The sequence below is a fragment of the Streptomyces sp. NPDC007901 genome, from assembly GCF_042959465.1.
Lineage (GTDB): Bacteria > Actinomycetota > Actinomycetes > Streptomycetales > Streptomycetaceae > Streptomyces.
The window spans coordinates 1,101,855-1,128,344 of record NZ_JBIBKW010000001.1 but is presented as its reverse complement, the minus strand read 5'-3'; the positions used below and the strand labels follow the sequence as shown (position 1 = coordinate 1,128,344).

Annotated in this window: 24 protein-coding genes; 3 read left to right on the top strand and 21 right to left on the bottom strand. The window is 70.5% G+C overall.

What is annotated here, in order from left to right; all coding sequences use genetic code 11:
• Positions 1-20 precede the first annotated feature (20 nt).
• From atpE to ACFZDK_RS05340, 12 genes are all read right to left on the bottom strand, one after another.
• Positions 21-269, bottom strand: coding sequence for an ATP synthase F0 subunit C (gene atpE, locus ACFZDK_RS05395; protein ID WP_217555087.1), 249 nt, complete (start codon positions 267-269; stop codon positions 21-23).
• Positions 270-341: 72 nt separating this feature from the next.
• Positions 342-1,178 carry a F0F1 ATP synthase subunit A gene (atpB, locus tag ACFZDK_RS05390; protein ID WP_390969912.1) on the bottom strand — a complete coding sequence of 279 codons (837 nt, stop codon included), beginning with the start codon at positions 1,176-1,178 and terminating at the stop codon, positions 342-344.
• A gap of 210 nt (positions 1,179-1,388) precedes the next feature.
• Positions 1,389-1,820 (bottom strand): hypothetical protein, encoded by a 432-nt coding sequence (locus tag ACFZDK_RS05385; RefSeq protein WP_390969910.1) that lies wholly within the window; start codon positions 1,818-1,820, stop codon positions 1,389-1,391.
• Between the two features lie 302 nt (positions 1,821-2,122).
• Entirely contained in the window at positions 2,123-3,478 is a 1,356-nt protein-coding gene (locus tag ACFZDK_RS05380) for an MraY family glycosyltransferase (RefSeq protein ID WP_390969908.1), read from the bottom strand.
• 138 nt (positions 3,479-3,616) lie between these two features.
• Positions 3,617-4,888 carry a serine hydroxymethyltransferase gene (gene glyA / locus ACFZDK_RS05375; RefSeq protein ID WP_390969906.1) on the bottom strand — a complete coding sequence of 424 codons (1,272 nt, stop codon included), beginning with the start codon at positions 4,886-4,888 and terminating at the stop codon, positions 3,617-3,619.
• Between the two features lie 84 nt (positions 4,889-4,972).
• Complete coding sequence (locus ACFZDK_RS05370; protein WP_355721041.1) at positions 4,973-5,656, bottom strand: protein-tyrosine-phosphatase; 684 nt, start codon at positions 5,654-5,656, stop codon at positions 4,973-4,975.
• The gene (locus ACFZDK_RS05365; RefSeq protein WP_217555092.1) at positions 5,653-6,300 is read right to left on the bottom strand and encodes an L-threonylcarbamoyladenylate synthase; all 648 of its coding nucleotides are present in this window, start codon (positions 6,298-6,300) and stop codon (positions 5,653-5,655) included. The genes ACFZDK_RS05370 and ACFZDK_RS05365 overlap by 4 nt, the downstream gene beginning before the upstream one ends.
• Positions 6,301-6,394: 94 nt before the next feature.
• Positions 6,395-7,240, bottom strand: coding sequence for a peptide chain release factor N(5)-glutamine methyltransferase (gene prmC, locus ACFZDK_RS05360; protein ID WP_355721044.1), 846 nt, complete (start codon positions 7,238-7,240; stop codon positions 6,395-6,397).
• Between the two features lie 30 nt (positions 7,241-7,270).
• The gene (prfA, locus tag ACFZDK_RS05355) at positions 7,271-8,347 is read right to left on the bottom strand and encodes a peptide chain release factor 1 (RefSeq protein WP_390969904.1); all 1,077 of its coding nucleotides are present in this window, start codon (positions 8,345-8,347) and stop codon (positions 7,271-7,273) included.
• A gap of 114 nt (positions 8,348-8,461) precedes the next feature.
• Positions 8,462-8,686: a 50S ribosomal protein L31 gene (gene rpmE, locus ACFZDK_RS05350; protein WP_030672379.1), complete on the bottom strand. Its 225-nt coding sequence runs from the start codon at positions 8,684-8,686 to the stop codon at positions 8,462-8,464.
• A 138-nt stretch (positions 8,687-8,824) separates the two neighbouring features.
• Positions 8,825-9,943: an LCP family protein gene (locus ACFZDK_RS05345; RefSeq protein WP_390969901.1), complete on the bottom strand. Its 1,119-nt coding sequence runs from the start codon at positions 9,941-9,943 to the stop codon at positions 8,825-8,827.
• A gap of 227 nt (positions 9,944-10,170) precedes the next feature.
• Complete coding sequence (locus ACFZDK_RS05340) at positions 10,171-11,943, bottom strand: trypsin-like serine protease (protein WP_390969899.1); 1,773 nt, start codon at positions 11,941-11,943, stop codon at positions 10,171-10,173.
• Between the two features lie 449 nt (positions 11,944-12,392).
• Here ACFZDK_RS05340 and ACFZDK_RS05335 point away from each other — a divergent pair, with 449 nt between their 5' ends.
• Positions 12,393-12,968 (top strand): hypothetical protein, encoded by a 576-nt coding sequence (locus ACFZDK_RS05335; RefSeq protein ID WP_390969898.1) that lies wholly within the window; start codon positions 12,393-12,395, stop codon positions 12,966-12,968.
• Between the two features lie 106 nt (positions 12,969-13,074).
• Here the strand turns inward: ACFZDK_RS05335 and rho are convergent, their stop codons facing one another.
• From rho to ACFZDK_RS05300, 7 genes are all read right to left on the bottom strand, one after another.
• On the bottom strand, positions 13,075-15,090 hold the full coding sequence (gene rho / locus ACFZDK_RS05330; RefSeq protein ID WP_390969896.1) for a transcription termination factor Rho: 2,016 nt from the start codon (positions 15,088-15,090) through the stop codon (positions 13,075-13,077).
• 404 nt (positions 15,091-15,494) lie between these two features.
• Entirely contained in the window at positions 15,495-16,424 is a 930-nt protein-coding gene (gene thrB / locus ACFZDK_RS05325) for a homoserine kinase (protein WP_390969894.1), read from the bottom strand.
• Positions 16,425-16,712: 288 nt separating this feature from the next.
• A complete protein-coding gene (thrC, locus tag ACFZDK_RS05320) occupies positions 16,713-17,771 on the bottom strand; it encodes a threonine synthase (protein ID WP_390969892.1) in 1,059 nt (352 codons plus the stop codon).
• A gap of 6 nt (positions 17,772-17,777) precedes the next feature.
• Positions 17,778-19,070, bottom strand: coding sequence for a homoserine dehydrogenase (locus ACFZDK_RS05315; RefSeq protein ID WP_359220741.1), 1,293 nt, complete (start codon positions 19,068-19,070; stop codon positions 17,778-17,780).
• Positions 19,071-19,214: 144 nt separating this feature from the next.
• Entirely contained in the window at positions 19,215-20,606 is a 1,392-nt protein-coding gene (gene lysA, locus ACFZDK_RS05310; RefSeq protein ID WP_390969889.1) for a diaminopimelate decarboxylase, read from the bottom strand.
• Positions 20,607-20,625: 19 nt separating this feature from the next.
• Positions 20,626-21,687: an ArgS-related anticodon-binding protein NrtL gene (gene nrtL, locus ACFZDK_RS05305; protein WP_390969887.1), complete on the bottom strand. Its 1,062-nt coding sequence runs from the start codon at positions 21,685-21,687 to the stop codon at positions 20,626-20,628.
• A 119-nt stretch (positions 21,688-21,806) separates the two neighbouring features.
• A complete protein-coding gene (locus tag ACFZDK_RS05300; protein ID WP_390969885.1) occupies positions 21,807-22,325 on the bottom strand; it encodes a response regulator in 519 nt (172 codons plus the stop codon).
• 166 nt (positions 22,326-22,491) lie between these two features.
• Here ACFZDK_RS05300 and ACFZDK_RS05295 point away from each other — a divergent pair, with 166 nt between their 5' ends.
• Both ACFZDK_RS05295 and ACFZDK_RS05290 read left to right on the top strand, forming a co-directional pair.
• Positions 22,492-23,277 (top strand): alpha/beta fold hydrolase, encoded by a 786-nt coding sequence (locus tag ACFZDK_RS05295; protein ID WP_390969883.1) that lies wholly within the window; start codon positions 22,492-22,494, stop codon positions 23,275-23,277.
• 35 nt (positions 23,278-23,312) lie between these two features.
• Positions 23,313-23,873: a hypothetical protein gene (locus ACFZDK_RS05290; RefSeq protein ID WP_390969881.1), complete on the top strand. Its 561-nt coding sequence runs from the start codon at positions 23,313-23,315 to the stop codon at positions 23,871-23,873.
• Here the strand turns inward: ACFZDK_RS05290 and ACFZDK_RS05285 are convergent.
• Positions 23,870-25,492, bottom strand: a complete 1,623-nt coding sequence (locus ACFZDK_RS05285; protein WP_390969879.1) for a hypothetical protein — start codon at positions 25,490-25,492, stop codon at positions 23,870-23,872. The genes ACFZDK_RS05290 and ACFZDK_RS05285 overlap by 4 nt on opposite strands.
• Positions 25,493-25,521: 29 nt before the next feature.
• Positions 25,522-26,439: a phosphotransferase gene (locus tag ACFZDK_RS05280; protein ID WP_390969877.1), complete on the bottom strand. Its 918-nt coding sequence runs from the start codon at positions 26,437-26,439 to the stop codon at positions 25,522-25,524.
• Positions 26,440-26,490: the final 51 nt, after the last annotated feature.

The window sequence follows — 26,490 nt, the reverse complement described above, 5'->3', positions numbered from 1 at the left end:
ATTGGTGCGCGACGGTCGGGTCAGGAGGTCGGGTAGACGAACGGCATGACCAGACCGATCAGGGCGAGCGCCTCACAGAAGGCGAAGCCGAGGATCTGGTTGGCGCGGATCAGGCCGGCCGCCTCGGGCTGGCGGGCGAGCGCCTGGGTGCCGTTACCGAAGATGATGCCGATGCCGACGCCCGGGCCGATCGCGGCGAGGCCGTAACCGATGGAGCCGAGGTTGCCCTTGATCTGGACGCCGGCGGCAAGGGTTTCGAGAGCGGACATGCCGGTTCTTCCTTCTCTTTCAAGGACCGGTGGGGGTTGGCCACCGGATGTCTGGGTGGGTGGTGGGACGGCTCAGTGGTGCTCGGCGAGCGCGCCCTGGATGTAGCTGCAGGTCAGCAGTACGAAGACATAGGCCTGGACAGCCTGGATGAAGAGCTCGAAGGCGGTCATCACGAGGACCATGACGAACGAGACACCGGAGTACGCGATGCCGATGCCGTTCAGCATGTACCAGCTGGCGATCGTGAAGAGCAGCAGCAGGGTGTGACCGGCGAACATGTTCGCGAAGAGTCGTACGGCGTGGGTGAAGGGCCGGACGATGAGGTTCGAGAAGAACTCGATCGTCATCGAGAGCGGCAGCACCGCGCCGAGGGTCTTGTCGTAGCCGGTGACGTTCTTGAAGAAGCCGACGAAACCCTGGCGCTTGAAGGTGAGCGCGACCCACGTGATGTAGACGATGCCGGCCAGGGCCGCGGGGTACGAGATGATCGCGGTGACCGGGAACTGGGCGATCGGGATGATCGACCAGAGGTTCATCATCCAGATGAAGAAGAACAGCGAGACGACGAACGGAACGTACTTCTCGCCTTCCTTCTTGCCGATGGTCTCGTAGACGACACCGCGCCGGACGAAGTCGTAGCCGGTCTCGGCGATCATCTGGAGCTTGCCCGGGACGACCTTCGGCTTGGCGAAGGCGGCCCAGAAGAAGCCCACGATGACGATCGACCCGAGCAGCGCCAGCAGCATCGTCTTGTTGAAGTACAGGTTGCTGTCCGCGTCGCCGAAGAGCGGCTTGAACAGGAACGAGTGCAGGCCCGGAGCCGGGAAGCCACACCCGTCGAACAGGTGGCAGCTCGTGTCGAAAGCGAGCGTCTGCGTCGGGTCAGCACTCACCGCGGGCTCCTTCATCGTGGCGCATGGGTACGGCAACCTCGTTGTGTCGGCGCGGCGCGGGGCCGCGGTTCGGCACGGGACTGGTGTTACGGATGTGGGGGCGGCTGGGGGGCATCTCGCCTCGCGATTGACCAGGCGTCAGCTCAGATGCCCGCGCCCGCGATGCCGCAGTTGGCACCGGACGATAGCAGGCTCTCTCGTGCGCCTTTATCCCCGCCCTACCTCTCACGACGAATGCCCGGTCTTCTCGGCCTTGTCGGCCTTGTCGGGTTCGACGTAGAGGATCTTCGCCTTCATGTGGGCGCGGGTCTGCGCGGCGATCCAGGTGAGTGTGGCGACCACGAGCGTGATGGCGAAGGCCCGGGGGTTGAACAGCGTCGTGTTCTTGAACAGGGCCATGAAGACGACCAGCAGCAGGAGCTGGGCCGCGTAGAGCATCAGACCCATCATCTGGAAGAGCTGGGGCATGGATTTGGCCGTGCGCTGCAGAACGTAGAGACCGATCCCCATGAAGAGGATCACGATCACCGTCCCGACGAGCGCACCGATCGCCCCCTTGCCACCCGCGACCACACCGCTGACAACGGCGGCGAGTACGCCGACGGCGGCCGTGGGTACGGCGGCCTGGGCCAGGTTCCGGGCGTCATTGGACGGCATGGCGGCAACTCCGCTTTCACAGGGGGGCAGGTGTCGTCATGGACGAGCGTAGTCCCGGCCGGAGGGGCGAAGACCTCACGCCAATGGACCATCGCACTTGGGTCCTTCGGCTCTGTCCGGGGTTCTCGTGAACCGTATCACAAACTATTTGATGAGGTCTTTACCTGGTAGGTGTGCCAGCTGTCACACATGAGAGTGAACCTGCCCGTCCGAGCGAAAACCGAGCCGTTATGTCTGATATTGGGGGTGTTTACTCCCCCACGACTTGGCAATGCTCTAGTCAGATTCTTACCTTGGCGGGGTCAGCGGGAGGTCTCGGAAGGGCGCCGATCCAGGAAACGCGAACGGGCGCCGATGGCGGTCGCACCGTTGACTCCGGCCACTGCCGCGGTCACCGGGGAACGGTGCCCGTCGGCCTGCTCGTCGCACGCCTCCTCGGCCTTCTCCAGCACGACGGCCACCGGCTCCGGAGCCTCCTCCGCGGACGCCCCCCGGCGCCGGTAGCGGGGCGGCACGACGGCCTGCGCCCACATCGGGGCACGCGGGGTGAACCGCGGCAGCAGGAGCAGCGCCAGGCCGATCGCGCTGAGGAACACCACCCCGAGCACGATCCACATGGACGCGGAGTTCACCGAGTAGGCCAGCGCCCCGAAGCCGATCAGCGCCGACCAGAAGTACATGATCAGCACGGCCCGGCTGTGCGAGTGGCCGATCTCCAGCAGCCGGTGGTGCAGGTGGCCCCGGTCGGCCGCGAACGGCGACTGGCCGCGCCAGGTGCGCCGCACGATGGCGAGGACCAGGTCGGCGGCCGGCACCGCGATGATCGTCAGCGGCAGCAGCAGCGGGATGTAGACCGGCACCATCTGGTGGACGGTGTTGCGCTCGGACCCGGCGAACAGGTTCATGACGTCCGGGTCGACCTGGCCCGTGACGGAGATCGCACCGGCGGCCAGCACCAGGCCGATCAGCATCGAGCCGGAGTCGCCCATGAAGATCCGCGCGGGGTGCATGTTGTGCGGCAGGAAGCCCAGGCACATGCCCATCAGGATCGCCGAGAACAGCGTGGCCGGGGCGGCGGCCTCGATGCCGTACGAGTACCAGATCCGGTAGGCGTACATGAAGAACGCCGCGGCGGCGATGCACACCATGCCGGAGGCCAGGCCGTCCAGGCCGTCGACGAAGTTCACCGCGTTGATGGTGATGACCACCAGTGCCACCGTCAGCAGGGTGCCCTGCCACGGGGTGAGCGCCACCGTGCCGACGCCCGGGATGGGCAGCCACAGGATCGTCAGACCCTGCATGACCATGACGCCCGCGGCGATCATCTGACCGCCCAGCTTGATCAGGGCATCGATCTCGAACTTGTCGTCGAGCACGCCGATCAGCCAGATCAGCGCGGCGCCGGAGAGCAGCGCGCGCGGCTCGTTCGACTTCTCGAAGACCTCGTTGAGGTTGGTCATGTGGTCCGCGACCAGCAGACCCGCGCACAGGCCGAAGAACATGGCGATACCGCCGAGGCGCGGAGTGGGTTCCCGGTGCACGTCACGTGCCCGGATCTCCGGCATGGCCCCGGCCACGATCGCGAACTTCCGTACCGGCCCTGTCAGCAGATACGTCACCGCGGCCGTGATGCAGAGCGTCAGCAGGTATTCACGCACGGGCTTCCCCACAGGTCTCGCTGGCCATCACAGCCCCACACCCTAGCGAGGGACGCATATGCATGGGGACTTCCGGGTAGCGAAGATGGTTGCACGGGTGGCTGTGAGCCGGACATAAGACAGTCTTCACCAGGTTCGTTACGACCCTCCGCCTACCCCGTCCCAGCCGGGATACGGCGGAAATCCGGCCGTGAGCTCGCGCACCTCGGCACGCACCCGCGCCCCGTCCGCCCCGCCGCGCAGCACACCGCCGAGGAGGGCCGCGATCCGGGTCATCTCCGGCTCCCCCATGCCCTGCGTGGTCACGGCGGCGGTGCCCAGGCGCAGCCCGCGGGCGTCGCCGTGCGGCAGGGCGCAGCAGTCCAGCACGATCCCGGCCGCGGCCAGCCGCCCCCGGGCGGTCCGCCCGTCCACGCCGAGCGGCAGGGGGTCGGCCGTGATCAGGTGCGTGTCGGTGCCGCCCGTGGTCACCGCCAGCCCCTCGTCGGCCAGCGCGGCCGCGAGAACGCGCGCATTGGCGACCACCTGATGGGCGTACCCGGTGAACGCCGGTGTTGCCGCCTCCCCGAACGCGACCGCCTTCGCGGCGATGGTGTGCAGCTGGGCGCCGCCCTGGGTGAACGGGAACACGGCCCGGTCGAGCCGCTCGGCCAGTTCCGGCGATCCGCACAGCAGCATCCCGCCGCGCGGTCCGCGCAGCACCTTGTGAGTGGTCGCGCACACGACGTCGGCGTACGGCACCGGGTTCGGTGCCGCTCCCCCGGCGACCAGCCCGATGGGGTGCGCGGCGTCGGCGATCAGATACGCGCCCACCTCGTCGGCGACCGCGCGGAAGAAGGCGTAGTCGATGTGGCGGGGGTAGGCGATGGACCCGCACACGATCGCCTTGGGCCGGTGGCTGCGGGCCAGCGCCCGTACCTGGTCGTAGTCGATGAGCCCGCTCTCGGCGTCCACCCCGTAGCCGACGAAGTCGAACCAGCGGCCGGAGAAGTTGGCCGGCGACCCGTGCGTGAGGTGACCGCCGTAGGGCAGCCCCAGGGCGAGGACGGTGTCACCGGGGCGCAGCAGGGCGGCGTAGGCGGCCAGCACGGCGGAGGACCCGGAGTGGGACTGCACGTTGGCGTGCGCGGCGCCGAAGAGGGCCTTGGCCCGGTCGACGGCGAGCCGCTCGGCGACGTCCACGATCTCGCAGCCGCCGTGGTACCGGGCGCCCGGGTAGCCCTCGGCGTACTTGTTGGCGAGCGGTGAGCCGAGCGCGGCCAGCACGGCCCGGGAGGTGAAGTTCTCGGCGGCGATCAGCTGCAGCGACGTCGACTGCCGGGTCAGCTCGCCCAGCAGGATCTCCGCCAGCTCCGGGTCCTGCCGCCGCAGCAGCGGACCGGCCTCATCGAGGGTAGGGGTGACCGACATGACGGGCTCCGGGCGGTCGACGGTGACGTAGGTCCAATGTAGGCCCGGGGTGGGTGGGGTGCGCGGTGTGTGCGGCGCCTGGGGCTACATCCGTGCCGGGACGCCGGTGAGCGCCGTGACGACCGGGTCCAGCGCCTCGTGTATCTCGTCCCCGATGGACTGGAAGAACGGCAGCGGGGCGCCGTACGGGTCGTACACCTCGTCGGCCTCGGCCGTGGGGGCGAGGAGCCAGCCGCGCAGCGCCGCCGCCGCGCGGACCAGGGCGCGGGCGCGGATCACCACGCCCTCGGTGAGCGGCGGCAGGGTCGCCGGGTCTATCGCGCGGACCAGGCGGGTGAACTCCTTCAGGGTGAAGGTGCGCAGGCCCGCCGAGTGGCCCATGGAGATGACCTGGGCGCGGTGGTCACGGGTGGCGGTCAGCACCAGGTCGGCGCGGATGACGTGCTCGTCGAGCAGCTCCCGCCCCACGAACCCGGTCGGGTCCGCGCCGAAGTCGGCCAGCACGGCCTCCGCGTTGGCCTCCATGGGAGCGCCCTCGTGGCCCCAGGTGCCCGCGCTCTCCACGATCAGCCCGCCGCCGAGAAAGGTGCCGAGCCGGTCCGTCACGAGATGGCGGGTCAGCCGCTCGGTGATCGGCGAGCGGCACACGTTGCCGGTGCTGACATGGAGGATCCGGAAACTGTCACGAGGCAGCCCCACGAACGTCGTCGTGATCTCCGCCGCGCTCTCCCCGTTGCCTATGCCACGCCCCGCGTCAGGGGCTGTCAATTCGCCACCTCGAGGTCGGGTACGACCTTCCGCAGCTCCTCCGCCGAGATGGCGCCGGCGCGCAGCAGCAGCGGCACCTCGCGGGTGACGTCGACGATGGACGAGGGCACGTTGCCCGGGGTCGGGCCGCCGTCGAGGTACACGGAGACGGAGTCGCCGAGCATCTCCTGCGCCGCGTCACAGGTCTCCGGGGACGGGTGGCCGGTGAGGTTGGCGGAGGAGACGGCCATCGGGCCGACCTCGGTGAGCAGCTCGATGGCGACCGGGTGCAGGGGCATGCGGACGGCGACCGTGCCCCGGGTGTCGCCCAGGTCCCACTGCAGGGACGGCTGGTGCTTGGCGACCAGGGTGAGGGCGCCCGGCCAGAACGCGTCGACGAGCTCCCAGGCCATCTCCGAGAAGTCGGTGACGAGACCGTGGAGCGTGTTCGGGGAGCCGATCAGCACGGGGGTGGGCATGTTGCGGCCCCGGCCCTTGGCGTCGAGCAGGTCGGCGACCGCCTCCGAGGTGAACGCGTCGGCGCCGATGCCGTACACCGTGTCGGTGGGCAGCACCACCAGTTCGCCCCGGCGGACGGCTGACGCGGCCTCGCGCAGACCCGTCACGCGGTCGGTCGCGTCATTGGTGTCGTATCGCCGTGCCATGTCTAGCGGGCCTCCTCGTACACGAAGTACACGTACTTCCGGGACATCCGGTTCCAGGGATTCCGGGACTTCCGGCAAACAGTCTGGGGGGTGCTCACGGCAGCGCCTTGCGGGCGGTCGCGAAGCGGGGGCGCTTGTTGAGGTCCGGGTGGTCGGCCGCGTCGGCCCAGCCCCGCTCCTCGGTGAAGATCCACGGCACCTGGCCGCCCTGGGTGTCGGCGTGCTCGATGACGACGACACCGCCCGGGCGCAGCAGCCGGTGTGCGGTGCGTTCGATGCCCCGGATCAGGTCCAGGCCGTCCTCGCCGGAGAACAGGGCCAGCTCCGGGTCGTAGTCGCGGGCCTCGGGAGCGACGTACTCCCACTCGGTGAGCGGGATGTACGGCGGGTTGGAGATCACCAGGTCGACGTGGCCGTCGAGGTCGTGGAAGGCGTCCAGGGCGTCTCCCTGGCGCAGGTCGACCCTGGAGCCCGCCACGTTCTTGCGGGTCCACTGGAGCGCCTCCTCGGACAGCTCCACGGCGTGCACGCTGGACCGCGGGACCTCCTGGGCGAGGGCGAGCGCGATGGCGCCGGAGCCGGTGCACAGGTCGACGATGCACGGCTCGACCACGTCCATCGCGCGCACCGCGTCTATGGCCCAGCCGACCACCGACTCGGTCTCCGGCCGGGGCACGAACACGCCCGGCCCCACCTGGAGTTCGAGATACCGGAAATACGCCCGCCCGGTGATGTGCTGGAGCGGCTCGCGCTGCTCGCGCCGGGCGATGGCCTCCCAGTAGCGGGCGTCGAAGTCGGAGTCCTGCACGGTGTGCAGCGCGCCCCGCTTCACGCCGTGCACGAACGCGGCGAGCTCCTCCGCGTCGTTGCGCGGCGAGGGCACGCCGGCGTCGGCCAGCCGCTGGGCGGCCTGGGCCACCTCGGCGAGCAGCAGGTTCACGCTGGTCCTCCGTGTAGTAACTGGTACCTCTTATGCGGCTGCCAGCTTCGCGGCCGAGTCCGCGTCGACGCAGGCCTGGATCACCGCGTCGAGGTCGCCGTCCAGGACCTGGTCCAGGTTGTACGCCTTGAAGCCGACGCGGTGGTCCGAGAGACGATTCTCCGGGAAGTTGTACGTACGGATCTTCTCGGAGCGGTCGACGGTGCGGACCTGGCTGCGACGGGCGTCGGCGGCTTCCTTCTCCGCCTCCTCCTGCGCCGCGGCGAGCAGCCTGGAGCGCAGGATACGCAAGGCCTGCTCCTTGTTCTGCAGCTGGCTCTTCTCGTTCTGGCAGGAGGCGACGACTCCGGTGGGCAGGTGCGTGATGCGCACGGCGGAGTCGGTGGTGTTGACGGACTGTCCGCCGGGCCCGGAGGACCGGTAGACGTCGATCCGCAGGTCGTTGGGGTTGATCTCGACGTCGACCTCCTCGGCCTCCGGCGTGACGAGCACACCGGCGGCGGAGGTGTGGATACGGCCCTGCGACTCGGTCGCCGGCACGCGCTGCACGCGGTGCACACCGCCCTCGTACTTCAGCCGCGCCCAGACGCCCTGCCCGGGCTCCGTGGCGCCCTGGCCGCCCTTGGTCTTCACGGCGACCTGGACGTCCTTGTAGCCGCCGAGCTCGGACTCGGTGGAGTCGATGATCTCGGTCTTCCAGCCGACGCGCTCGGCGTATCGCAGGTACATGCGCAGCAGGTCACCCGCGAACAGCGCGGACTCGTCGCCGCCCGCTCCCGCCTTGATCTCCAGGATCACGTCCTTGTCGTCGGACGGGTCCCGGGGTACGAGCAGCAGCCGCAGCTTCTCGGTGAGCTCGGCGCGCTGCTTGTCCAGCTCCTTGACCTCGGCGGCGAAGTCGGGGTCGTCGGCGGCCAGTTCCCGCGCGGTCTCGATGTCGTCGCCGGTCTGCTTCCAGGAGCGGTACGTGGCGACGATCGGGGTGAGCTCGGCGTAGCGCTTGTTCAGCTTGCGCGCGTTGGCCTGGTCGGCATGGACCGACGGGTCGGCGAGCTTCTTCTCCAGGTCTGCGTGCTCGACGACGAGTTCCTCGACGGCCTCGAACATTTTTGGCTCCTGATACTGCTACGGCGTACGGAAGGGAAGGCGGGCGACCAAAAACGCCGGTCCCGGGCACACCCCTCGCGGGGGCGTGGCCGTGGACCGGCGAAATGGGGCTCGCTACTTCTTGGAGCCGGCGGCAGCCTTGCCGAAGCGGGCCTCGAAGCGGGCCACACGGCCACCGGTGTCGAGGATCTTCTGCTTGCCCGTGTAGAACGGGTGGCACTCGGAGCAGACCTCAGCACGGATGGTGCCGGACTGGATGGTGCTGCGAGTCGTGAACGACGCGCCACAGGTGCAGCTGACCTGCGTCTCGACGTACTCGGGGTGGATGTCGCGCTTCAAGGGATTCTCCTAGATTTCGGGAGGGCACCGGGTCGCCGTCGCGGGTTTGCGGGGCGTGAACCGGGGCCGACGTACCAGTCTGCCAGGGCTGGCCGCATTGCCCAAAACCGAGGGGTCGGGTGATCTATTCCCTGAGCCTCACGACGTCGTCACGACGCCCTTGGCCTGGCCCGTCGCCGTGCCCTTCGTCGCGGACGCCGGGATCGGCTCGTCGTTCTTCAGCGCCTTCCAGACCTGCTTGGCCTTCGCCTCGGCGACGATCACCCGGTTCGGGTTGGACGGGTCGTACTGGACCGGCATCGTCACCATGTGCATGTTCTTGGCGCTGATGGACTTCAGGCCGTTCGCGAAGTCGATGAGGGAGTTCACCGAGCCCAGGTCGGAGTCGGTGGTGATGGTCCTGGTCGCGGTGTCGGCCAGGTCGTACAGCTTCTTGGGGCTGGTGAAGATGCCCACCTGCTTGACCTGGTTGATCAGGGCCTTCACGAACGCCTGCTGGAGCTGGATGCGGCCCAGGTCGGAGCCGTCGCCGACGCCGTGCCGGGTGCGGACCAGGCCGAGCGCCTGCCGGCCGTCGAGCGTGTGGGTGCCGGCCTTGAGGTCGAGGTGGCTCTCCCGGTCGTCGATGGCCTTGGTGGTGGTGACCTCGACCCCGCCGAGCTCGTCGACGAGCTTCTCGAAGCCGGAGAAGTCGACCTCCAGGTAGTGGTCCATCCGGATGCCGGTGATCGACTCGACCGTCTTGACCGCGCAGGCCGCGCCGCCCGTGGAGTAGGCGGAGTTGAACATCACGCCGGTCGCGGCGGAGTGCTTGACACCCTGCGCGTCCGTGCAGGACGGGCGGTCGATCAGAGTGTCCCGGGGGATGGAGACCACACTGGCCTTCTTGTGGCCCTCGTAGACGTGGATGATCATCGCCGTGTCGGAGCGGGCGCTGCCGTCGTCCGCGCCGCCGCCGAGCTTCTTGTTGGCGCCGGACCGCGAGTCCGAGCCGAGGACCAGGATGTTCTCGGAGCCGTTGTCGACCTTGGTGGGCCGGTCGGTGCCGAGCGCCTGGTTGATGTCGACGGTCTTCAGGTTGCCGTTGAGCTTGAAGTACAGGTAACCGACGCCGGTGCCGCCCAGCACGAGGATGCCCGCCGCCGTCCAGGCCGTGACGAGAAGCGCCCTGCGGCCCGCCCCTCGGGGCTTGCGGTGGTTCGTGGCCTTCGTGCCGGGCCCGGGTATGCCCGGACCTGGCGTGCTCTCCGCGGACATGGGCTCCTCTGTTCTCCTGCGGCTGCTCGGTACCCCCTGCGGTCGGGGTCAGGTCCGGCGTACCCGGATCATCGGCACGTACCGGACCATCGTCGCTCCGCCTGGTCAGACGGCGAAACTCGGGAAAGGGTTGCACAACGCAGTGTGCCCACCGCGTGGAGCGATGGGCACACTGCGTGATCGGGAGTCATCGGGCAAGTGGGGCGAACCCCCGCTCACCAGCCATGTCAGCCGAAGATGTCGTACTGCTGGAAACCGGTACCGAGCGACTTCCTTGTGCCGAAGATCTCACTGGTCCCCTTGCCGGTGCCCGGGTAGAGGTACAGCGTGCCGCCGGTCGTACGGGCCAGCAGGTCGGCCTTGCCGTCGCCGGTCATGTCGCCGACCGCGGCGAGGGTGTTGAAGCCGGTCCAGGCGGAGCGGACCTTCACCCGGGCCGAGAAGAGGCCGGTGCCGGACTTGCCGGTGCCCTTGTACAGGTAGAGGTCGCCGCCGCTGCTCTTGCGGGCCAGCAGGTCGGCCTTGCCGTCGCCGTTGAAGTCGCCGACGCCGCGCAGCTGGTTGTACTGGCTCCAGCCGGTGCCGATCTTGACGCGGGCGGCGAAGGTGCCGTTGCCCTTGCCCGGGTACAGCCACAGCACGCCGCTGGAGTCCTCGGAGAGGACGTCCGGCAGGTAGTCGCCGGTGAGGTCGCCGGGGATCACGACGGCCTTGCGGGTCTTCCAGCCGGAGAAGATCTTCGTCTCGGTCCAGGTGCCGTCGGTCTGGTCGCTGTTCAGCACGAAGTGCAGCCAGTAGACGTCACCGCTGGAGGACAACCGGTAGACGAGGTCCTGGAGGCCGTCGCGGTTGAGGTCGGCCTGGAGGATGACGTTGACGCCGCTGAAGTCGCCCCAGGAGACGCGGGAGGCGAGCGAGCTGCCCTTGGAGTCCAGCTCGTAGCCGACCTTGGTGGACGACTTGCGCGCGAACAGGTCGGCCTTGCCGTCGTTGAGGTTGTTGAACAGGCTCAGGTTGGTGTCGGTGATCTGCGCGTAGGCGGCACCGACGTAGGTGCTGACCTTCGTGAAGACCGGGTAGGCGCCCTTGGCGACGCAGTCCTCGACGCCCCAGGAGACCACGCCGACGATCCGGCCGCCGACGACCAGCGGGCCGCCGGAGTCACCGTTGCAGGTGGTGGTGGTGCCGGTGTCGGAACCGGTGGCGGCCTTGCCGGCGCAGACCATGTGGCCCTTGACGTAGTCGCTGCCGTAGGCGCCCGTGCAGGTGGTGTCGGACTGGACGGGCAGCGTGGCCGTCTTCAGGGTCTCGGAGATGTCGTCCGAGGTGGAGCTGGTGCGGCCCCAGCCGTAGACCTTGGCGCTGGTGTTCGCCTTGTACGAGGTCGTGTCGGTGCTGGTCGTCAGCCGGATCGGCGTGGCCTTGACCGGGGCGGCCAGGGTGAGCACGGCGACGTCGTTGTTGGGGGCGCCGCGGGTCGACACGGTGTACGACGGATGGTTCCACTGGCGCAGGACGGCGGAGACGGTGCCGCCGTGCAGGTTGTCACTGCCGTCGCTGTTGGTGGTGGGCAGCGAGGCGGTGCCCGTGATGACCACGGACTTCGTGGTGCTCCACTTGTACCCCTTGACGCAGTGCGCGGCGGTGAGGATCTTCGTGGGCGAGACGACCGAGCCGCCGCAGAAGAAGCCGACGTCGTCGCTGGTGCTGGTGGTGCCCTTGTCGTCGTAGTACCAGAGCTGGGCCATCCAGGGCGCCGAGGAGATGGTGGTCGTACCGCCACCGATGATCTTCGGCGAGACGGCGGAGCCACTGCTCGACGTCTTCGTGGTGGTCTCGCCGTTGACGGCGGCGACGGCGTCGGCGGCCCGCTGCTTCAGCGTGGCCTGCGACGGCGTGCTGACGGCCGGCTTGGCCGTCGGCGCCGGCTGGGTGGCCGCGCTGGCGGACGTCGAGATCAGTGCGGCCGTGACTGCGGCGGCGATTCCGGCCGCGGCCACGGGCAGAGCGAAACGTATCCGGCGTCTGTGCCGACCGCTCCCGGACGTGGGTGTACCCACCTAAGTCCCCCCTCGGGATCAGGAGTTCGTGAATCGGTCAATTGACCGAAGGGCGCGATCGTACATCGGAGAAGGAAACGCGAAGGGCCGCCCCCCGCACCTTGCGGGGGGCAGCCCCTTTCTTTGCTCCGGGATGACCAGGGCCACGCGTCCGTGAAGCCGTCGCCCACCGAGCCGATACACCGCACCACAGCCCGCCGGCCACGCCGCGCCCGTAGCTCCTGCGGAGGCAACAGCACGGCGAATACGGCTACCGCAATTCCGCGAGCGCGGACACCAGTTCAACCCTGATCGCTTGCACCCGCTTCTTTTGGGCAGGTAAAGCCGGCCTCCGCAGATGAGTACACGCACTCATGCGCGACGCGGAACACCGGCCGGAGACTGCACGCATGACACCCATCACCACCCCCATCAGTGCGTTCACCGGCCCCGGGCGCACCCTCACGGCCGCCGCCCTCGCCGCGCTGGCCCTTGCCGGCTGCGGAGGCAACGGGTCGGGTGACAGCGGGAGCGCCACCCGGTCGACCTCCGAGCAGGCGGCGTTCGCGGTGATGCTGGACGAGGTCGCGAAGCCGTGTGCCTCGACCACCGGGCCGGAAGGGGAGCAGAGTCTCGCCCCCACCGAGACTCCCCCGACGGAACCGATCTTGCCCGGCGCCCCTACGGAGGCGCAGCTCAGCGACCGGGACTGGTGTGCGAGTGTCCAGCACGAACAGCGCATCATCCAGGCGCTGCAGGCGGTCCCGGACCCCACCCCCGCCAAGGTGCGCAGGAGCCTGAACGCCCTGGGCTACATCGACGAGCGCATCCACGGCCTCCAGCAGGACGGCAAGGTCACGCGCTTCCACCTCGACCTGCGCGAGAAGGGCGGCCGGCTCTGCGAGGCGGGTACGGCGGCGGGCGAGGAAACGGATGTCGTCCCGTGCGTAGCTCCCGCCACCGGATCGTTCGAAAAGCAGAGGTAAAGGAGCCGGATTGACAGGGCCGGAATCGCTGCACAAATAAAGGGCCGCCCCCCGCTGTTTGCGGAGGGCGGCCCTTTTCTCTGCTTTACGACCTTGACGACAACACTCAGTCGCCGTTGCCGGGCGTCGGCGTCGTCTTCTGGATCTGCATCAGGAACTCGGCGTTCGACTTCGTCTGCTTCATCTTGTCGAGGAGCAGTTCGACCGCCTGCTGCTGGTCGAGGGCGTGCAGCACCCGGCGCAGCTTCCAGACGATGGCGAGCTCGTCGGGGGCGAGCAGGATCTCTTCCTTACGGGTGCCGGACGCGTCGACGTCCACCGCGGGGAAGATGCGCTTGTCGGCGAGCTTCCGGTCGAGCTTGAGCTCGGCGTTGCCAGTGCCCTTGAACTCCTCGAAGATCACCTCGTCCATGCGGGACCCGGTGTCCACCAGGGCGGTGGCGAGGATGGTCAGCGAGCCGCCGTCCTCGATGTTGCGGGCCGCACCGAAGAAGCGCTTCGGCGGGTACAGGGCGGTCGAGTCGACACCACCGGACAGGATGCGGCCGGAGGCCGGCGCCGCCAGGTTGTACGCACGGCCCAGACGCGTGATCGAGTCGAGCAGCACGACGACGTCGTGGCCCAGCTCCACCAGACGCTTGGCACGCTCGATGGCGAGCTCGGCGACCGTGGTGTGGTCCTCGGCCGGGCGGTCGAAGGTCGAGGAGATGACCTCGCCCTTGACCGACCGCTGCATGTCGGTGACCTCTTCCGGACGCTCGTCGACCAGGACGACCATCAGGTGGCACTCGGGGTTGTTGTGCGTGATCGCGTTGGCGATCGCCTGCATGATCATGGTCTTGCCGGTCTTCGGCGGGGCCACGATCAGACCGCGCTGGCCCTTACCGATCGGCGACACGAGGTCGATGATGCGGGTGGTCAGCACGCCCGGGTCCGTCTCCAGACGGAGGCGGTCCTGCGGGTAGAGCGGGGTCAGCTTGTTGAACTCCGGGCGGCCACGGCCGTGTTCGGGCGCCATGCCGTTGACGGAGTCGAGGCGGACCAGCGCGTTGAACTTCTCGCGCCGCTCGCCCTCCTTGGGCTGGCGGACCGCGCCGGTGATGTGGTCGCCCTTGCGCAGGCCGTTCTTGCGGACCTGGGCGAGGGAGACGTACACGTCGTTCGGACCGGGCAGGTAGCCGGAGGTCCGGATGAACGCGTAGTTGTCGAGGATGTCGAGGATGCCCGCGACGGGGATCAGCACGTCGTCGTCGGCGAGCTGCGGCTCGGCGCCGCCGATCTCGTCACGGCCACGGCGGCCACGGCGGTCCCGGTAACGGCCACGACGGCCACGGCGGCCGTCACCGAATTCGTCGTCGTCCTGTGGACCGGCGCCCCGGTCCTGACGGCCGCCGCCCTGGTGCTGCGGCTGCTGACGGTCCTGGCGGTCCTGCCGGTCCTGGCGACCGCCCTGGTCCTGGCGGCCGCCCTGGCCGCCGCCCTGCTGCTCGTCGCCCTTGCTGCGGCGGTCGCGGTCACGGCCGCGCTCACGGCGGTCGCGGCGGCCGCGGCCCTCGCCGTCACCGGCGTCGCCCTGCTGCGGCTGCGCGGCGGGGGTCTCCGCCTTCGGCTCGCTCTTCGCCTCGGCGACGATCGTGTCCGCACCGTTCGCGGTGGGGCTGCCCGCCTCGGCGGTGGCGCGGCGACGGCGGCGCTCGGCCGGCGCGTCCTCGCTGGCCGGCTGGCCGGGGATCTCGATCTGCTGCTGGGCCACGGCCTGCTCGGCGGGGGCCGCGACGGGCTGCTCCGCCTTCTTCTCGGCGGCGTCCTCGCCCGTACGGGCCTTGGAGGTGGCCCGGCGCTTCGGCTTGGTCTCGGTGGCCGTCTCGGCCTTGGCGGGAGCTCCCCCGCCGGCCTGCGCCTCCTTGATGACCTCGATCAGCTGGCTCTTGCGCATCCGCGCGGTGCCCCTGATGCCGAGGCCGGATGCGACCTGCTGAAGCTCGGCCAGCACCATGCCCTCGAGGCCGGTACCGCGGCGCCGCCGGGAGCCGGCACCGGTGGCAGGCGCGGAGGCGTCCGTGGCGGGCGCGGCAGCGGTCTCCTCGACACGTGCGCCCATCAGATCGGTGGTGTCGCTCACGAAGGGTCCTTCCCTGGAGCGGACGTCGGCCTGTCTGGCTCGGCGACCGGTTGTGCTGTCCGGCTTTCGGTCCTTGCTGTGTGGACCGTGCCGGGGCGGTGGTCCGCCAAAGCGGCGGAGAGAATTTCTGATGACGGCGCTTCCGCAGCCGTGGCACCCGGTGTCACGAGGCGTGGTCGCACCAATTCCGGAGCGTGCCCAGCGGCCCGCTCAGTGCCCGCGTACGGCGTACTGCCCATGTACGACATACGAAACGCTGAGTGGCTTGGGAGACTCCCGGAAGAATGTCTGTCCCGGACGGGGACACGAAGCACCTCGCCATGGTGGGGTCGGGTGCAGACTTGAGGTTAACACTACCGGATCCAACAAACATTCCCCCTCTCCAAATCCGGCAATCGTGCGCGTCAAATGTCACTCGAGGGCGCGAGCGGCAGCACGCTCGCGCCGTACAGGTCCAGGTCCAGGCGGTTTGCGGCCCAGTCCGCACCGGCCAGGGCCTGCACCTTGTCGGCGCTCTCGGCGTCGGCGAGCGCCATCACGGTGGGGCCGGCGCCGGAGATCACGGCCGGGATCCCGTCGGCGCGCAGCCGCTCCACCAGTGCCGCGCTCTCCGGCATCGCGGGGGCGCGGTACTCCTGGTGGAGACGGTCCTCGGTGGCGGGCAGCAGCAGCTCGGGGCGCCGGGTGAGGGCCTCGACGAGCAGGGCGGCACGGCCCGCGTTGGTGGCGGCGTCGACGTGCGGCACGGTGCGCGGGAGCAGTCCGCGCGCGGTCTCGGTGAGCACCGGCTTCCCGGGCACGAAAACCACCGGAACGACGGAACCGGCGGGCTCCATCCTGATCGCCCGGGCGGCGCCGGACTCCATCCAGGAGAGCGTGAAGCCGCCCAGCAGACAGGCCGCGACGTTGTCGGGGTGGCCCTCGATCTCGGTCGCCAGCTCCAGGAGCGCGGCGTCGTCGAGCCTGGCCTCGCCGCCTATGGTGACGGCGCGCGCGGCGACGATGCCGGCGCAGATCGCGGCGGAGGAGGAGCCGAGGCCGCGGCCGTGCGGGATGCGGTTGGCGCACACGATCTCCAGGCCGCGGGGCTGTCCGCCCAGCAGGTCGAAGGCGGTGCGCAGGGAGCGGACGAGAAGGTGGCTCTCGTCGCGCGGCAGCGTCTCGCTGCCCTCACCCGCGATGTCGATGTGCAGCCCTGAGTCGGCCACCCGGACGACGACGTCGTCGTAGAGCCCCAGCGCGAGGCCCAGGGCGTCGAAGCCCGGGCCGAGGTTGGCGCTGGTGGCGGGGACGCGCACCCGGACGGCGGCGGCGCGGAACGCTGGACCGGCCATCGCTCGATGACTCTCCTTGAGCTGCGTGATGGTCGAATGACACTCGATAGGTACGTGATGACCCTCGGGCCGTGGAGACGGCGCGGCACCGCGCCATATGCGGAGGCATATGCAGCGGGCGGGTTCAGTACAGCCTATCGAAGGAAGGTTCTGTGGCGACATAGGGCGCACAGGAGGCGCACGATGCGTGTCGTAAGCCCCCTGTGCCCCCTTCGTAGGGAGTGCCCTCGCACTCCCTGCTTCCGGCGTACTCCTGCGGTACTTCTCGAGTACGCCTCGAGCGGTTCTCTAGGCGAGCCCGAGGCGCTCGGCGGCGGCGGCCGCGTCGACCGGTACGGTGACCGGCTGCGGGGCGCCGGCGACGGCCCAGTCGGGGTCCTTCAGACCGTTGCCGGTGACCGTGCAGACGATGCGCTGGCCGGGGTCGACCTTGCCCTGCTCGGCGGCCTTGAGCAGACCGGCCACGGAGGCGGCGGAGGCGGGCTCCACGAAGACACCCTCCTGCGCGGCCAACAGCCGGTAGGCGCGCAGGATCTCACGGTCCGTCACCTCGTCGATGAGGCCGCCGGACTCGTCCCGGGCCGCGAGCGCGAACTGCCAGGAGGCGGGGTTGCCGATCCGGATCGCGGTGGCGATGGTCGACGGGTCCTTGACGACCTCGCCGCGCACGATCGGGGCGCTGCCGGAGGCCTGGAAACCCCACATCCGGGGGGTCTTGGCGGCGATGCCGTCACCGGCGTACTCCGTGTACCCCTTCCAGTACGCGGTGATGTTGCCCGCGTTGCCGACCGGCAGGACGTGGATGTCGGGCGCGTCGCCGAGCATGTCCACGATCTCGAAGGCAGCCGTCTTCTGGCCCTCGATGCGCACCGGGTTGACCGAATTGACCAGCGCCACCGGGTAGTTCTCGCTCAGCTTGCGGGCGAGGGTGAGGCAGTCGTCGAAGTTGCCGTCGACCTGGAGGATCTTCGCGCCGTGGATGAGCGCCTGGCCCATCTTGCCGAGCGCGATCTTGCCCTGCGGGACGAGCACGGCCGAGACCATGCCCGCGCGCACGGCGTACGCGGCGGCGGAGGCGGACGTGTTGCCCGTGGAGGCGCAGATGACCGCCTGCGCGCCCTCCTCCTTGGCCTTGCTGATCGCCATGGTCATACCGCGGTCCTTGAAGGACCCGGTCGGGTTCGCGCCCTCCACCTTGAGGTGGACCTCGCAGCCCGTGCGCTCGGAGAGCACCTGCGCGGGCACGAGGGGCGTGCCGCCCTCGCGGAGCGTCACGACCGGCGTGGTGTCGGAGACGGGCAGCCGGTCCCGGTACTCCTCGATGATTCCGCGCCACTGGTGGGTCATTGCTGGTTACTCTCCTTCAACCCGCATGATGCTGGCGACACCCCGCACGGTGTCGAGCTTGCGCAGCGCCTCGACGGTCCCGGACAGGGAGGCGTCGGAGGCCCGATGGGTGACGACGACGAGGGAGGCCTCGCCGTCCTTGCCGGTCTGCCGAACCGTATCGATGGAAACCCCGTGCTCGGCGAACACGGTGGCGACCTGGGCGAGAACACCCGGTTTGTCGGCGACGTCGAGGCTGATGTGGTAGCGCGTGACGACATCGCCCATCGGCGAGACGGGCAGGGCGGCGTACGCCGACTCGCCGGGCCCCGTTGCCCCGCTGAGCCGGTTGCGGCAGACGGCGACCAGGTCGCCGAGGACCGCGGAGGCCGTGGGCGCACCGCCGGCGCCGGGCCCGTAGAACATCAGCTGGCCGGCCGCGTCGGACTCGACGAAGACGGCGTTGTACGCGCCGCGCACCGAGGCGAGCGGGTGGGTCAGCGGAATCATGGCGGGGTGCACGCGCGCGGTGACGGAGCCGCCGTCGCCGGCGCGCTCGCAGATGGCGAGCAGCTTGATGGTGCAGCCCATGTTCTTGGCGGAGGCGAAGTCTGCGGCGGTGACCTCGGTCATGCCCTCGCGGTAGACGTCGTCGAGGCGGACCCGCGAGTGGAAGGCGATCGCGGCGAGGATGGCGGCCTTGGCGGCGGCGTCGAAGCCCTCGACGTCGGCGGTCGGGTCGGCCTCCGCGTACCCGAGCGCGGTGGCCTCGTCGAGCGCCTCCTGGTACCCCGCCCCCGTGCTGTCCATCTTGTCGAGGATGAAGTTGGTGGTCCCGTTGACGATGCCGAGCACCCGGTTGACCTTGTCGCCGGCGAGGGACTCGCGCAGCGGCCGGATCAGCGGGATGGCGCCCGCGACGGCGGCCTCGTAGTACAGGTCCTTGCCGTTCTGCTCGGCGACCGCGTGCAGGGCGGCGCCGTCCTGGGCGAGCAGCGCCTTGTTGGCCGACACGACCGACGCGCCGTGCTCGAAGGCGGTGGTGATGAGGGTGCGGGCGGGCTCGATACCGCCGATGACCTCGACGACCACGTCGATGTCCCCGCGTTTGACCAGGGCGGTCGCGTCGGTGGTGACCAGGCTCGGGTCGATGCCCTCACGGACCTTGGAGGGCCGTCGTACGGCGACCCCGGCGAGCTCCACCGGGGCGCCGATCCGCTGGGCGAGGTCGTCGGCGTGCGTCGTCATGATGCGCGCCACCTCTGAGCCGACAACCCCACAGCCCAGCAGCGCCACCTTCAGCGGACGCGTACGCATCATCCGACCTCGTTTCCTCATACCGTCTACGGTTGGACCAGTCTCACTCACCGGACGGCGTTTTCTACCCTTCGTCCGGATCGTGAGACATCTATTTCATTTCCGGGAGGCGGAAGACAGGAGATCTTCCGCCCGTGACAACCCGTGTCAGCCGACGTCGAGACGCAGGAGGTCCTCCTCCGTCTCCCGGCGGACGATCACCCGGGCCTCGCCGTCGCGCACCGCGACGACGGGCGGCCGGAGCACATGGTTGTAGTTGCTCGCCATGGAGCGGCAGTAGGCGCCGGTCGCCGGTACGGCGATCAGGTCACCGGGTGCCAGGTCGCCCGGCAGGAACGCGTCCTTCACGACGATGTCCCCGCTCTCGCAGTGCTTGCCGACGACGCGGGCGAGCATCGGCTCGGCGTCGCTGGTCCGGGAGACGAGAGCGACGCTGTACTCGGCGTCGTAGAGCGCGGTCCGGATGTTGTCGGACATGCCGCCGTCGACGGAGACGTAGGTGCGCAGCCCGTCGAGGGGCTTGACGGTGCCGACCTCGTAGAGGGTGAAGGCGGTGGGGCCGACGATGGCCCGCCCGGGCTCCACGGAGATCCGGGGCGTGCGCAGCCTGGCGGCCTCGCACTCCCGCGACACGATCTCGGTGAGCGCCTTGGCGATCTCGTGCGGCTCGCGCGGGTCGTCGTCGCTGGTGTACGCGATCCCGAGCCCGCCGCCCAGGTCGATCTCGGGCAGCTCCACCCCGTGCTCGTCCCTGATGTCCTTGAGCAGCCCCACGACCCGGTGCGCGGCGACCTCGAACCCGGACATGTCGAAGATCTGCGACCCGATGTGCGAGTGGATGCCGATCAGTTCGAGCCCGTCGAGCTGCAGCGCCCGCCGCACGGCCTCGGCGGCCTGCCCGCCCGCCAGCGGGATCCCGAACTTCTGGTCCTCGTGGGCGGTGGCGATGAACTCGTGCGTGTGGGCCTCGACCCCGACGGTGATACGAATCTGCACGCGCTGCCGCTTGCCGCGGGACTGGGCGATGTGGGCGACGCGGACGATCTCCTGGAAGGAGTCGAGCACGATCCGCCCGACACCGGCGTCGACCGCCCGCTCGATCTCGTGCGTCGACTTGTTGTTGCCGTGGAAGGCGATGCGGTCGGCGGGCATGCCGGCGGACAGCGCGGTGGCCAGCTCCCCGCCGGAGCACACGTCCAGGTTGAGCCCCTCCTCGTGCAGCCAGCGCACGACGGCTCGGGACAGGAACGCCTTCCCGGCGTAGAACACGTCGGCGTCCGGGCCGAAGGCGCTGCGCCAGGCCTGGGCCCGGGCGCGGAAGTCGGTCTCGTCGAGGACGTAGGCGGGGGTGCCGTGCTGCTCGGCGAGGGCCTTGACGTCGACACCGCCGACACTGACCACACCGTCCTCGCCACGGCTGACGGTCTGGGCCCACACCTTGGGGTCGAGGGCGTTGAGGTCGGTGGGCGGAGCGGCGTAGTGGCCCTCGGGAAGGACGTCGGCGTGCCGGGGCCCGGCGGGGTGTGCGGAACGGCTCATTGCTCTTCTGGCGCTCTCTTCAGAGGTGATCGGGTGCGTCGATGCCGAGCAGGGACAGGCCGCCGGCCAGCACCGTCCCGGCGGCTTCGGCGAGGGCGAGCCGGGCACGGTGGGCGGCCGAGGGTTTCTCGTCGCCGCGCGGCAGCACGGTCGTCAGGTACGGCAGGACGGCATCCGCGACGGTGACGAGGTGCCGGGCGAGCCGGTCGGGGGCGCGGTGGGTGGCCGCGGCGGTGAGGATGCGGGGGTAGTCGGCGAGGGCGGTGACGAGGGTGGCGACGAGGACGCTCGGGGCGTCCGTGCCGGCACCGGGTACGGCGTCGCCGTGCACCGGATCGCCATGGCCATGTCCCGGACCACCATCGCCCTGTACCGGATCGCCGGGTACGGCATCGAACCCGAGCCGTCCGGCGCCGCGCCCGACGGCGCGCGTGCGGGCGTGGGCGTACCGCACCCGGAACAGCGGATTGCTCTCCCGCTGCACCAGGTGGTCGGCGGTGACCCGGGGCCGGTCGTGGGCGGCGGGATGCAGCAGGGCCCACTGGGCGGCGTCCGGCCCGAGCGGCAGGGGGTCCTCCGGTGCCGGTACGGGCCGCAGGTTCACGGGGTCGCCGTGATCGACCTCACCGCGCCCGCCCTGCGCGGCGACGATCCGCACCACGGCGTCGGCGACGACCTCGGCCCGGATCTCGTACGGCACCCGCAGCGCGACCACCTGCCCGGCGAGGGCGTCGCCGTGGCCGTAGCGGGGCCCCAGGGCGCGGATCTCCGCGACCAGGGTGGCCGTGGGCGACGCGGCGGGGCTGAGGCTGATGTTGAGGAACCCGGGTCCGGTGACGACGACGTCGTCGACGCCGGCGCAGTTCGCGAGGTGGGGCAGCAGGATCTCGGCGACCCGCAGCGGCGGCTGCCCGGCCGGGCGGGCGAGCTGCAGCGCGATGTTCGTGGCGTAGTCCCCGCAGCCCCCGGGCCCCGGCGGGGTCACCGCGGCCCGCTCCGGCACGCTGACGCTGAGCTCCCCGTCGTCCACAGCACGACGTACCGCGTGCAGCACGGTACGGGAGAGCTCGACGGGGGTCACGGGACAAGCGTAGGGGAGGAGGGGGGTGGGTAGGCGAGTCGGTTTGGGGACGGTCCGGCATGTGGACGGTGTGTCCAGGACGGTGCGTCCCGGACGCTCAGGACCGTGCGTCCAGGACGCTACGGGTAGACGGGGTTGCCCCCGGTCCGCTCCCCGGAGTACTCGACCTCGCTGTCCTCCCCCTCGCGCCCGCGTTCCTGCCGCCCCGTCCGCCGCTCCATCAACTCCCGCACCATACGGACGAGTTCGGCCGGTTCGAAGGGCTTGGCGAGAAACGCGTCGACGCCGACATCGAGGCCGGTCTCGACCTCGTACTGCGTACAGGCACTCACGATGGCGAGCGGAAGATCACGGGTCCGTGGATCGGCACGCAGCTGAGCGGCCGTCCGCAGTCCGTCGAGCCGGGGCATGACCACATCGAGGGTGATCACATCGGGCCGTACCCGATGAACGACATCCAGACACTCGGCACCGTCGGCCGCGGTCACGACCTCGAGACCCTCCAGTTCGAGATTGACCCTGATCAGCTGTCGGATGACCTTGTTGTCGTCCACAACAAGCACCCGCCCCGACGCGCCTGGCACAACTCGAGAGTAGGTCCGGACCGGCCACCGCGTCCGGGTTTTCCGGACTTCCACCTCGTGCGAGCGAGCCGCACCCGCCGGGCGGACGACCGGCTAGCCTCTCGCTCTACCGATCTTGCCCTCGATCCCGCGACCGATCCCACGACCGATCCCACGACCGATCCCACGACCGATCCTGCTACCGATCGTGACAAGGGAAGACGAGCGAAGGAGCCGCACTGTGCACAGCGCCGCCGCCACGCCCCGGGGTGACCGGATCCGCTGGGTCGAACTCCCTGGGCGCGAGCCCACCCGGGTCTACGTCCACGGCCTGGGCGCCACCTCGCCCGCCTACTTCACGGAGACCGCCGTCCACCCCTCGCTGGCCGGCCACCGCTCCCTCCTGATCGACCTCCTCGGGCACGGCATCAGCGACCGTCCCACGGCGTTCGACTACACCCTGGAGGCACACGCCGACGCCCTGGCCCGGGCCCTGACCGAGGCGGATGTCACGGGGGCGGACCTGATCGCCCACAGCATGGGCGGTTCGGTGGCCATCGTCCTGGCCGCCCGCCACCCGCACCTGGTCTCCCGGCTGGTCCTGGTCGACGCCAACCTCGACCCGATCACGCCCCGGCGCGGCGCCCTCGGCAGCAGCGGTATCGCCGCCTGCTCCGAGGAGGACTTCCTGGCCGGCGGCTGGCAGGAGACCCGCGACCTGGCCGGCCCGCACTGGTGGTCCACCATGCGCCTCGCCGACCGCGAGGCCCTGCACCGCAGCGCCGTCCACCTCACCCGCGGCACCACCCCCACGATGCGCGAGCTCCTCCTGACCCTGCGGATCCCCCGCACCTACCTGCTCCCGGAGGCCGACGCTCCCCTCCCGGGCACCGACACCCTCACCGCGTCCGGCGTCACCGTGATCCCGATCCCCGACTGCGGCCACAACATCATGCTGGACAACCCGGACGCCTTCGCCCGAGCCACCGCGACCGCACTCACCGCGCCCGCACCCGACGGCTCCTGACCCGCCCGACGGCTCCCCCACTCCCAGGAGCACCGTTGCCCACCACCTCATCGCCTTCGTCGGTCGCCGCGCGCATGCTGTCAGCGGCGACCCTCCTCCTCCCTGCCACGCTCCTCACCGCCTGCTCGATCGTCGCCACCGACCGCGGCAACGGCTGCCACGACACAGCCACCGCCCTCAAACGACTCGCCGCCCAGCCCCTGCTCGACACCGCCCCCACCAACGCCTCCCCACCCGCCAACTACCGCGGCGTGGGCGTGACCACCGGCTGCGACGACGACAGCGCCGGAGCACCTTGGCTGCACGCGGACCGCCTGTACATATCCCCCGACACCCCGGAAGACGTCCTCACCCACTACTCCAAGGCCGCCGCCGCGGCCGGCTGGACGTACGAACAGGACCCCGCCCCCGAGGCACCGCCCGCCACCGTCGAGGGCGCCTGCTGGACCAGAACCGAACAGGGCCGACACCTCCTCCTCAACCTCGACCTGCACCCACGAGGCTTCTCCCCCGAGCCGGAGGCCAGGACGGGCCGCGCCTACTCGATATCAGTCGGCACGCGGAGGGACGGCGGCGAGGAAACCTGCTGGCACTAGGCCGTTTCTGACAGGTCGTCCACCCCGGCTTCCCGCTTGCGTCGACGCAGCACGTAATCGCTGAAGAGGTGCCGACTCCGGTCGAGCAGCTCCCCCACCTCCGGGTCGCGGAGCCGCACGTCCGCCGAGGGATGCCAGCGCTGCACGGACTGCCCGGCCCAGGCGCGCAACTTCGTGTCCGGGTCTTCCAGCAGACCGACCGCCGCCCGTAGCGCCGCGATGCCGCCACACGCGTCGAGCAGCCGGAACGCGCCGACACGGACGTGCCGGGGCCGCTCCGAACCGGTGCGCTCCAGCAGCCAGTCGGCGGGCAGATCCTTCGCCGAAGGAAGCAGGGCGACGGCCGTCTCGCGGACGACACTGGCGGCAGGGTCGTCGAGGAGCGGTCGCAACCGCTTCGCATCCGCGCGGTCCAGCACCCGCAGCCCCGCCACCGCCCGCGCCCGCACCCCGGCCTCCGGATGCGCGAGCAGCGGCCACAGCAGCCCGGCGTCCGCGCGGTTCCCGCACTCGGCCAGCCCGATGACCGCACCGGGCGCCAACTCGCTGTCGTCCGGTGCCAGGCACCGCTCCCGGTACCAGGCCGCCGGATCACCACCGTGCTGTCGTACGACATACCGGGCGCAAGCTCGCACCAGCGCGGAGCGGTCGCTCAGAAACGCCTCCGCCTGCTCCGACCGACCCGCCCGCCGCAGGCCGGTGACGCCGGCCGAACGGGTACGCGGGTTGCGTGCGGACAGCAGCGTAGGCAGCACATCCTCGTACGCCTGCTCGTCCGCCAGAGCCGTGAGCGCCGCCGTGGCGCACAGGTCCTGGACCACGGTGTCCTTGTCCCGGGCGGCCACGCGGGCCAGCTCGGCGGGACGGAGCAGCCGCCCCTCGACGGCCAGCCGGTACGCGAACCGCCGGACGACGCGGTCGGAATCGGCGAAGAGGGCGGCGAGCTGCCCATGGGATGCCCGGCGCAGGCTCTGACCGAGCACATCGACAGCGAAGGCACCTCTGTCGCGGCGGCCGACGCGGAGAACGAGCGGCGCGAGGCCGGGGGCGAGATCGGGGGCGAGGACGGGGGCGAGGACGGGGGCAGCGTCCACGTCCAGGGCCTCGCGCAGCAACTGCCGGGCGCTCTCGCGCACCGGTCCGGCCCAATCGGCGCAGCGGATCACGACCAACGGCAGCAGAGCGGGGTACCGGGCCGACCGGCGCACCGCCTCCTGGCGGATCCGGCCGTCGCGGTGGCACAGGGCGAGCGCGAGCCGGGACTCCCCGAGTTCGGCCAGGTCGGCGGGCAGCGGCGCGGAGTGCTCCCACTCCGGCAGGAACCGCGGGCCGTACCAGGCCACCGCACGCACTCCCGCGTCCAGCGTGAGCCAGTCACCGGGGTCGGCGACATCGATCACGCTCCGAAGCGGCGCCCCTCCCGCGAGCCGCGTCGCCGCCGCCGTCCCGTCCTCGATGCCCTCCAGCACGTCCGCCCCTCCAGCCTCCAGCAGTCGAACCAGGTGATCGTAGGGTGCCGGGTGCGGGCAGGGCGCGCGATATAGGGCCGTGATCGCCGAGGGTCGCTGGTGGACGCCGCCGGGCACCGGCATGTGGACGCCCCCCAGCCCCTCTCTCATCTCACCATCACCTTCGCGCCGCCTGACGATCAGTGACGGGCCGTTGCGACAAGGCGCCGCAGCGCGGCATGGCCGGGTGGCCCCCAGGTGGGCTTGCCGCCCGGACGGCCGTGGACACCTGCCTCTCCGATACACATGCAGGCGAGGGCTCTCAGCACCGCCCAGCCGCGGGCGCGGCGCCGGGTCGCCGCGTCCGTGACCGGCCGATAGGCGTCATAGAAGCGGTCGGCGGCGCCGTCCGGCAGCAGTGTCCACGCGGCGGCGAGATCGCAGGCCGGATCGCCCGCGCAGAGGTCCCCGAAGTCGATCACACCGCAGATGGTGCCGTCCCCGGTGAGGACGTTGGCCGGATGCAGATCGGCGTGCAGCCACAGCGCCGGCCCCGCCCACTCGGGCGCGGCGACGGCGTCTTCCCAGACGGCACCAACGGCGTCCGGGTCAGGGACCAGCCCCATCTCGATGGCCGACGCCAACTGCCGGGCGAACCCCTCGGCGCAGTCGGCCAGCGGACCCCCACGGCCGCGCCCGGCGGGCGCTCCTTCGGGTGCGGGCCGGTGAAGGGCGGTCAGGAAGTCGGCCAGGGCTCGGGCCGCCGCCGCGGCACGCGTGACAGGGGCGCGGTCGGCAGGCGTTCCCGACACCCAGGTGGTGACGATCCAAGGCCGCGGAAACCGCTCGGAGGGCTCACCGAGCCGCTGTGGAACGGGGACCGGCAGGGGAAGCCCCTGGGCGAGGGCGGGAAGCCAGGCATGCTCCTTGCGCAGCAGCGCGTCCGCGGACAGCGTCGCCCAGGGCAGCCGGACGGCGAGGTCGTCGCCGAGCCGCCACAACTGGTTGTCCCAGCCGCGGGCGCCGAACTCCACAGGGCGATCGGCCAGGTCCGGGTGCTGGTCACGCAGCAGATCCCGGACCAGCTCTGCGGTGATCTCACTCCCGGTATGAGTCATGCCGAGCCACGGTATACGGACGGCGACCCCCTCCCGGACAGGGCAAAGCGG

Bases quoted from the DNA above. Each gene is read 5' to 3' on its own strand.
- ACFZDK_RS05345 (WP_390969901.1), bottom strand. From the start codon at position 9,943: ATGTCCGCGGAGAGCACGCCAGGTCCGGGCATACCCGGGCCCGGCACG.
- glyA (WP_390969906.1), bottom strand. From the start codon at position 4,888: ATGTCGGTCACCCCTACCCTCGATGAGGCCGGTCCGCTGCTGCGGCGG.
- atpB (WP_390969912.1), bottom strand. From the start codon at position 1,178: ATGAAGGAGCCCGCGGTGAGTGCTGACCCGACGCAGACGCTCGCTTTC.
- atpE (WP_217555087.1), bottom strand. From the start codon at position 269: ATGTCCGCTCTCGAAACCCTTGCCGCCGGCGTCCAGATCAAGGGCAAC.
- ACFZDK_RS05335 (WP_390969898.1), top strand. From the start codon at position 12,393: ATGACACCCATCACCACCCCCATCAGTGCGTTCACCGGCCCCGGGCGC.
- ACFZDK_RS05365 (WP_217555092.1), bottom strand. From the start codon at position 6,300: ATGGCACGGCGATACGACACCAATGACGCGACCGACCGCGTGACGGGT.
- thrC (WP_390969892.1), bottom strand. From the start codon at position 17,771: ATGACCCACCAGTGGCGCGGAATCATCGAGGAGTACCGGGACCGGCTG.
- thrB (WP_390969894.1), bottom strand. From the start codon at position 16,424: ATGGCCGGTCCAGCGTTCCGCGCCGCCGCCGTCCGGGTGCGCGTCCCC.
- ACFZDK_RS05315 (WP_359220741.1), bottom strand. From the start codon at position 19,070: ATGATGCGTACGCGTCCGCTGAAGGTGGCGCTGCTGGGCTGTGGGGTT.
- ACFZDK_RS05285 (WP_390969879.1), bottom strand. From the start codon at position 25,492: ATGAGAGAGGGGCTGGGGGGCGTCCACATGCCGGTGCCCGGCGGCGTC.
- ACFZDK_RS05280 (WP_390969877.1), bottom strand. From the start codon at position 26,439: ATGACTCATACCGGGAGTGAGATCACCGCAGAGCTGGTCCGGGATCTG.
- lysA (WP_390969889.1), bottom strand. From the start codon at position 20,606: ATGAGCCGTTCCGCACACCCCGCCGGGCCCCGGCACGCCGACGTCCTT.
- ACFZDK_RS05385 (WP_390969910.1), bottom strand. From the start codon at position 1,820: ATGCCGTCCAATGACGCCCGGAACCTGGCCCAGGCCGCCGTACCCACG.
- prfA (WP_390969904.1), bottom strand. From the start codon at position 8,347: ATGTTCGAGGCCGTCGAGGAACTCGTCGTCGAGCACGCAGACCTGGAG.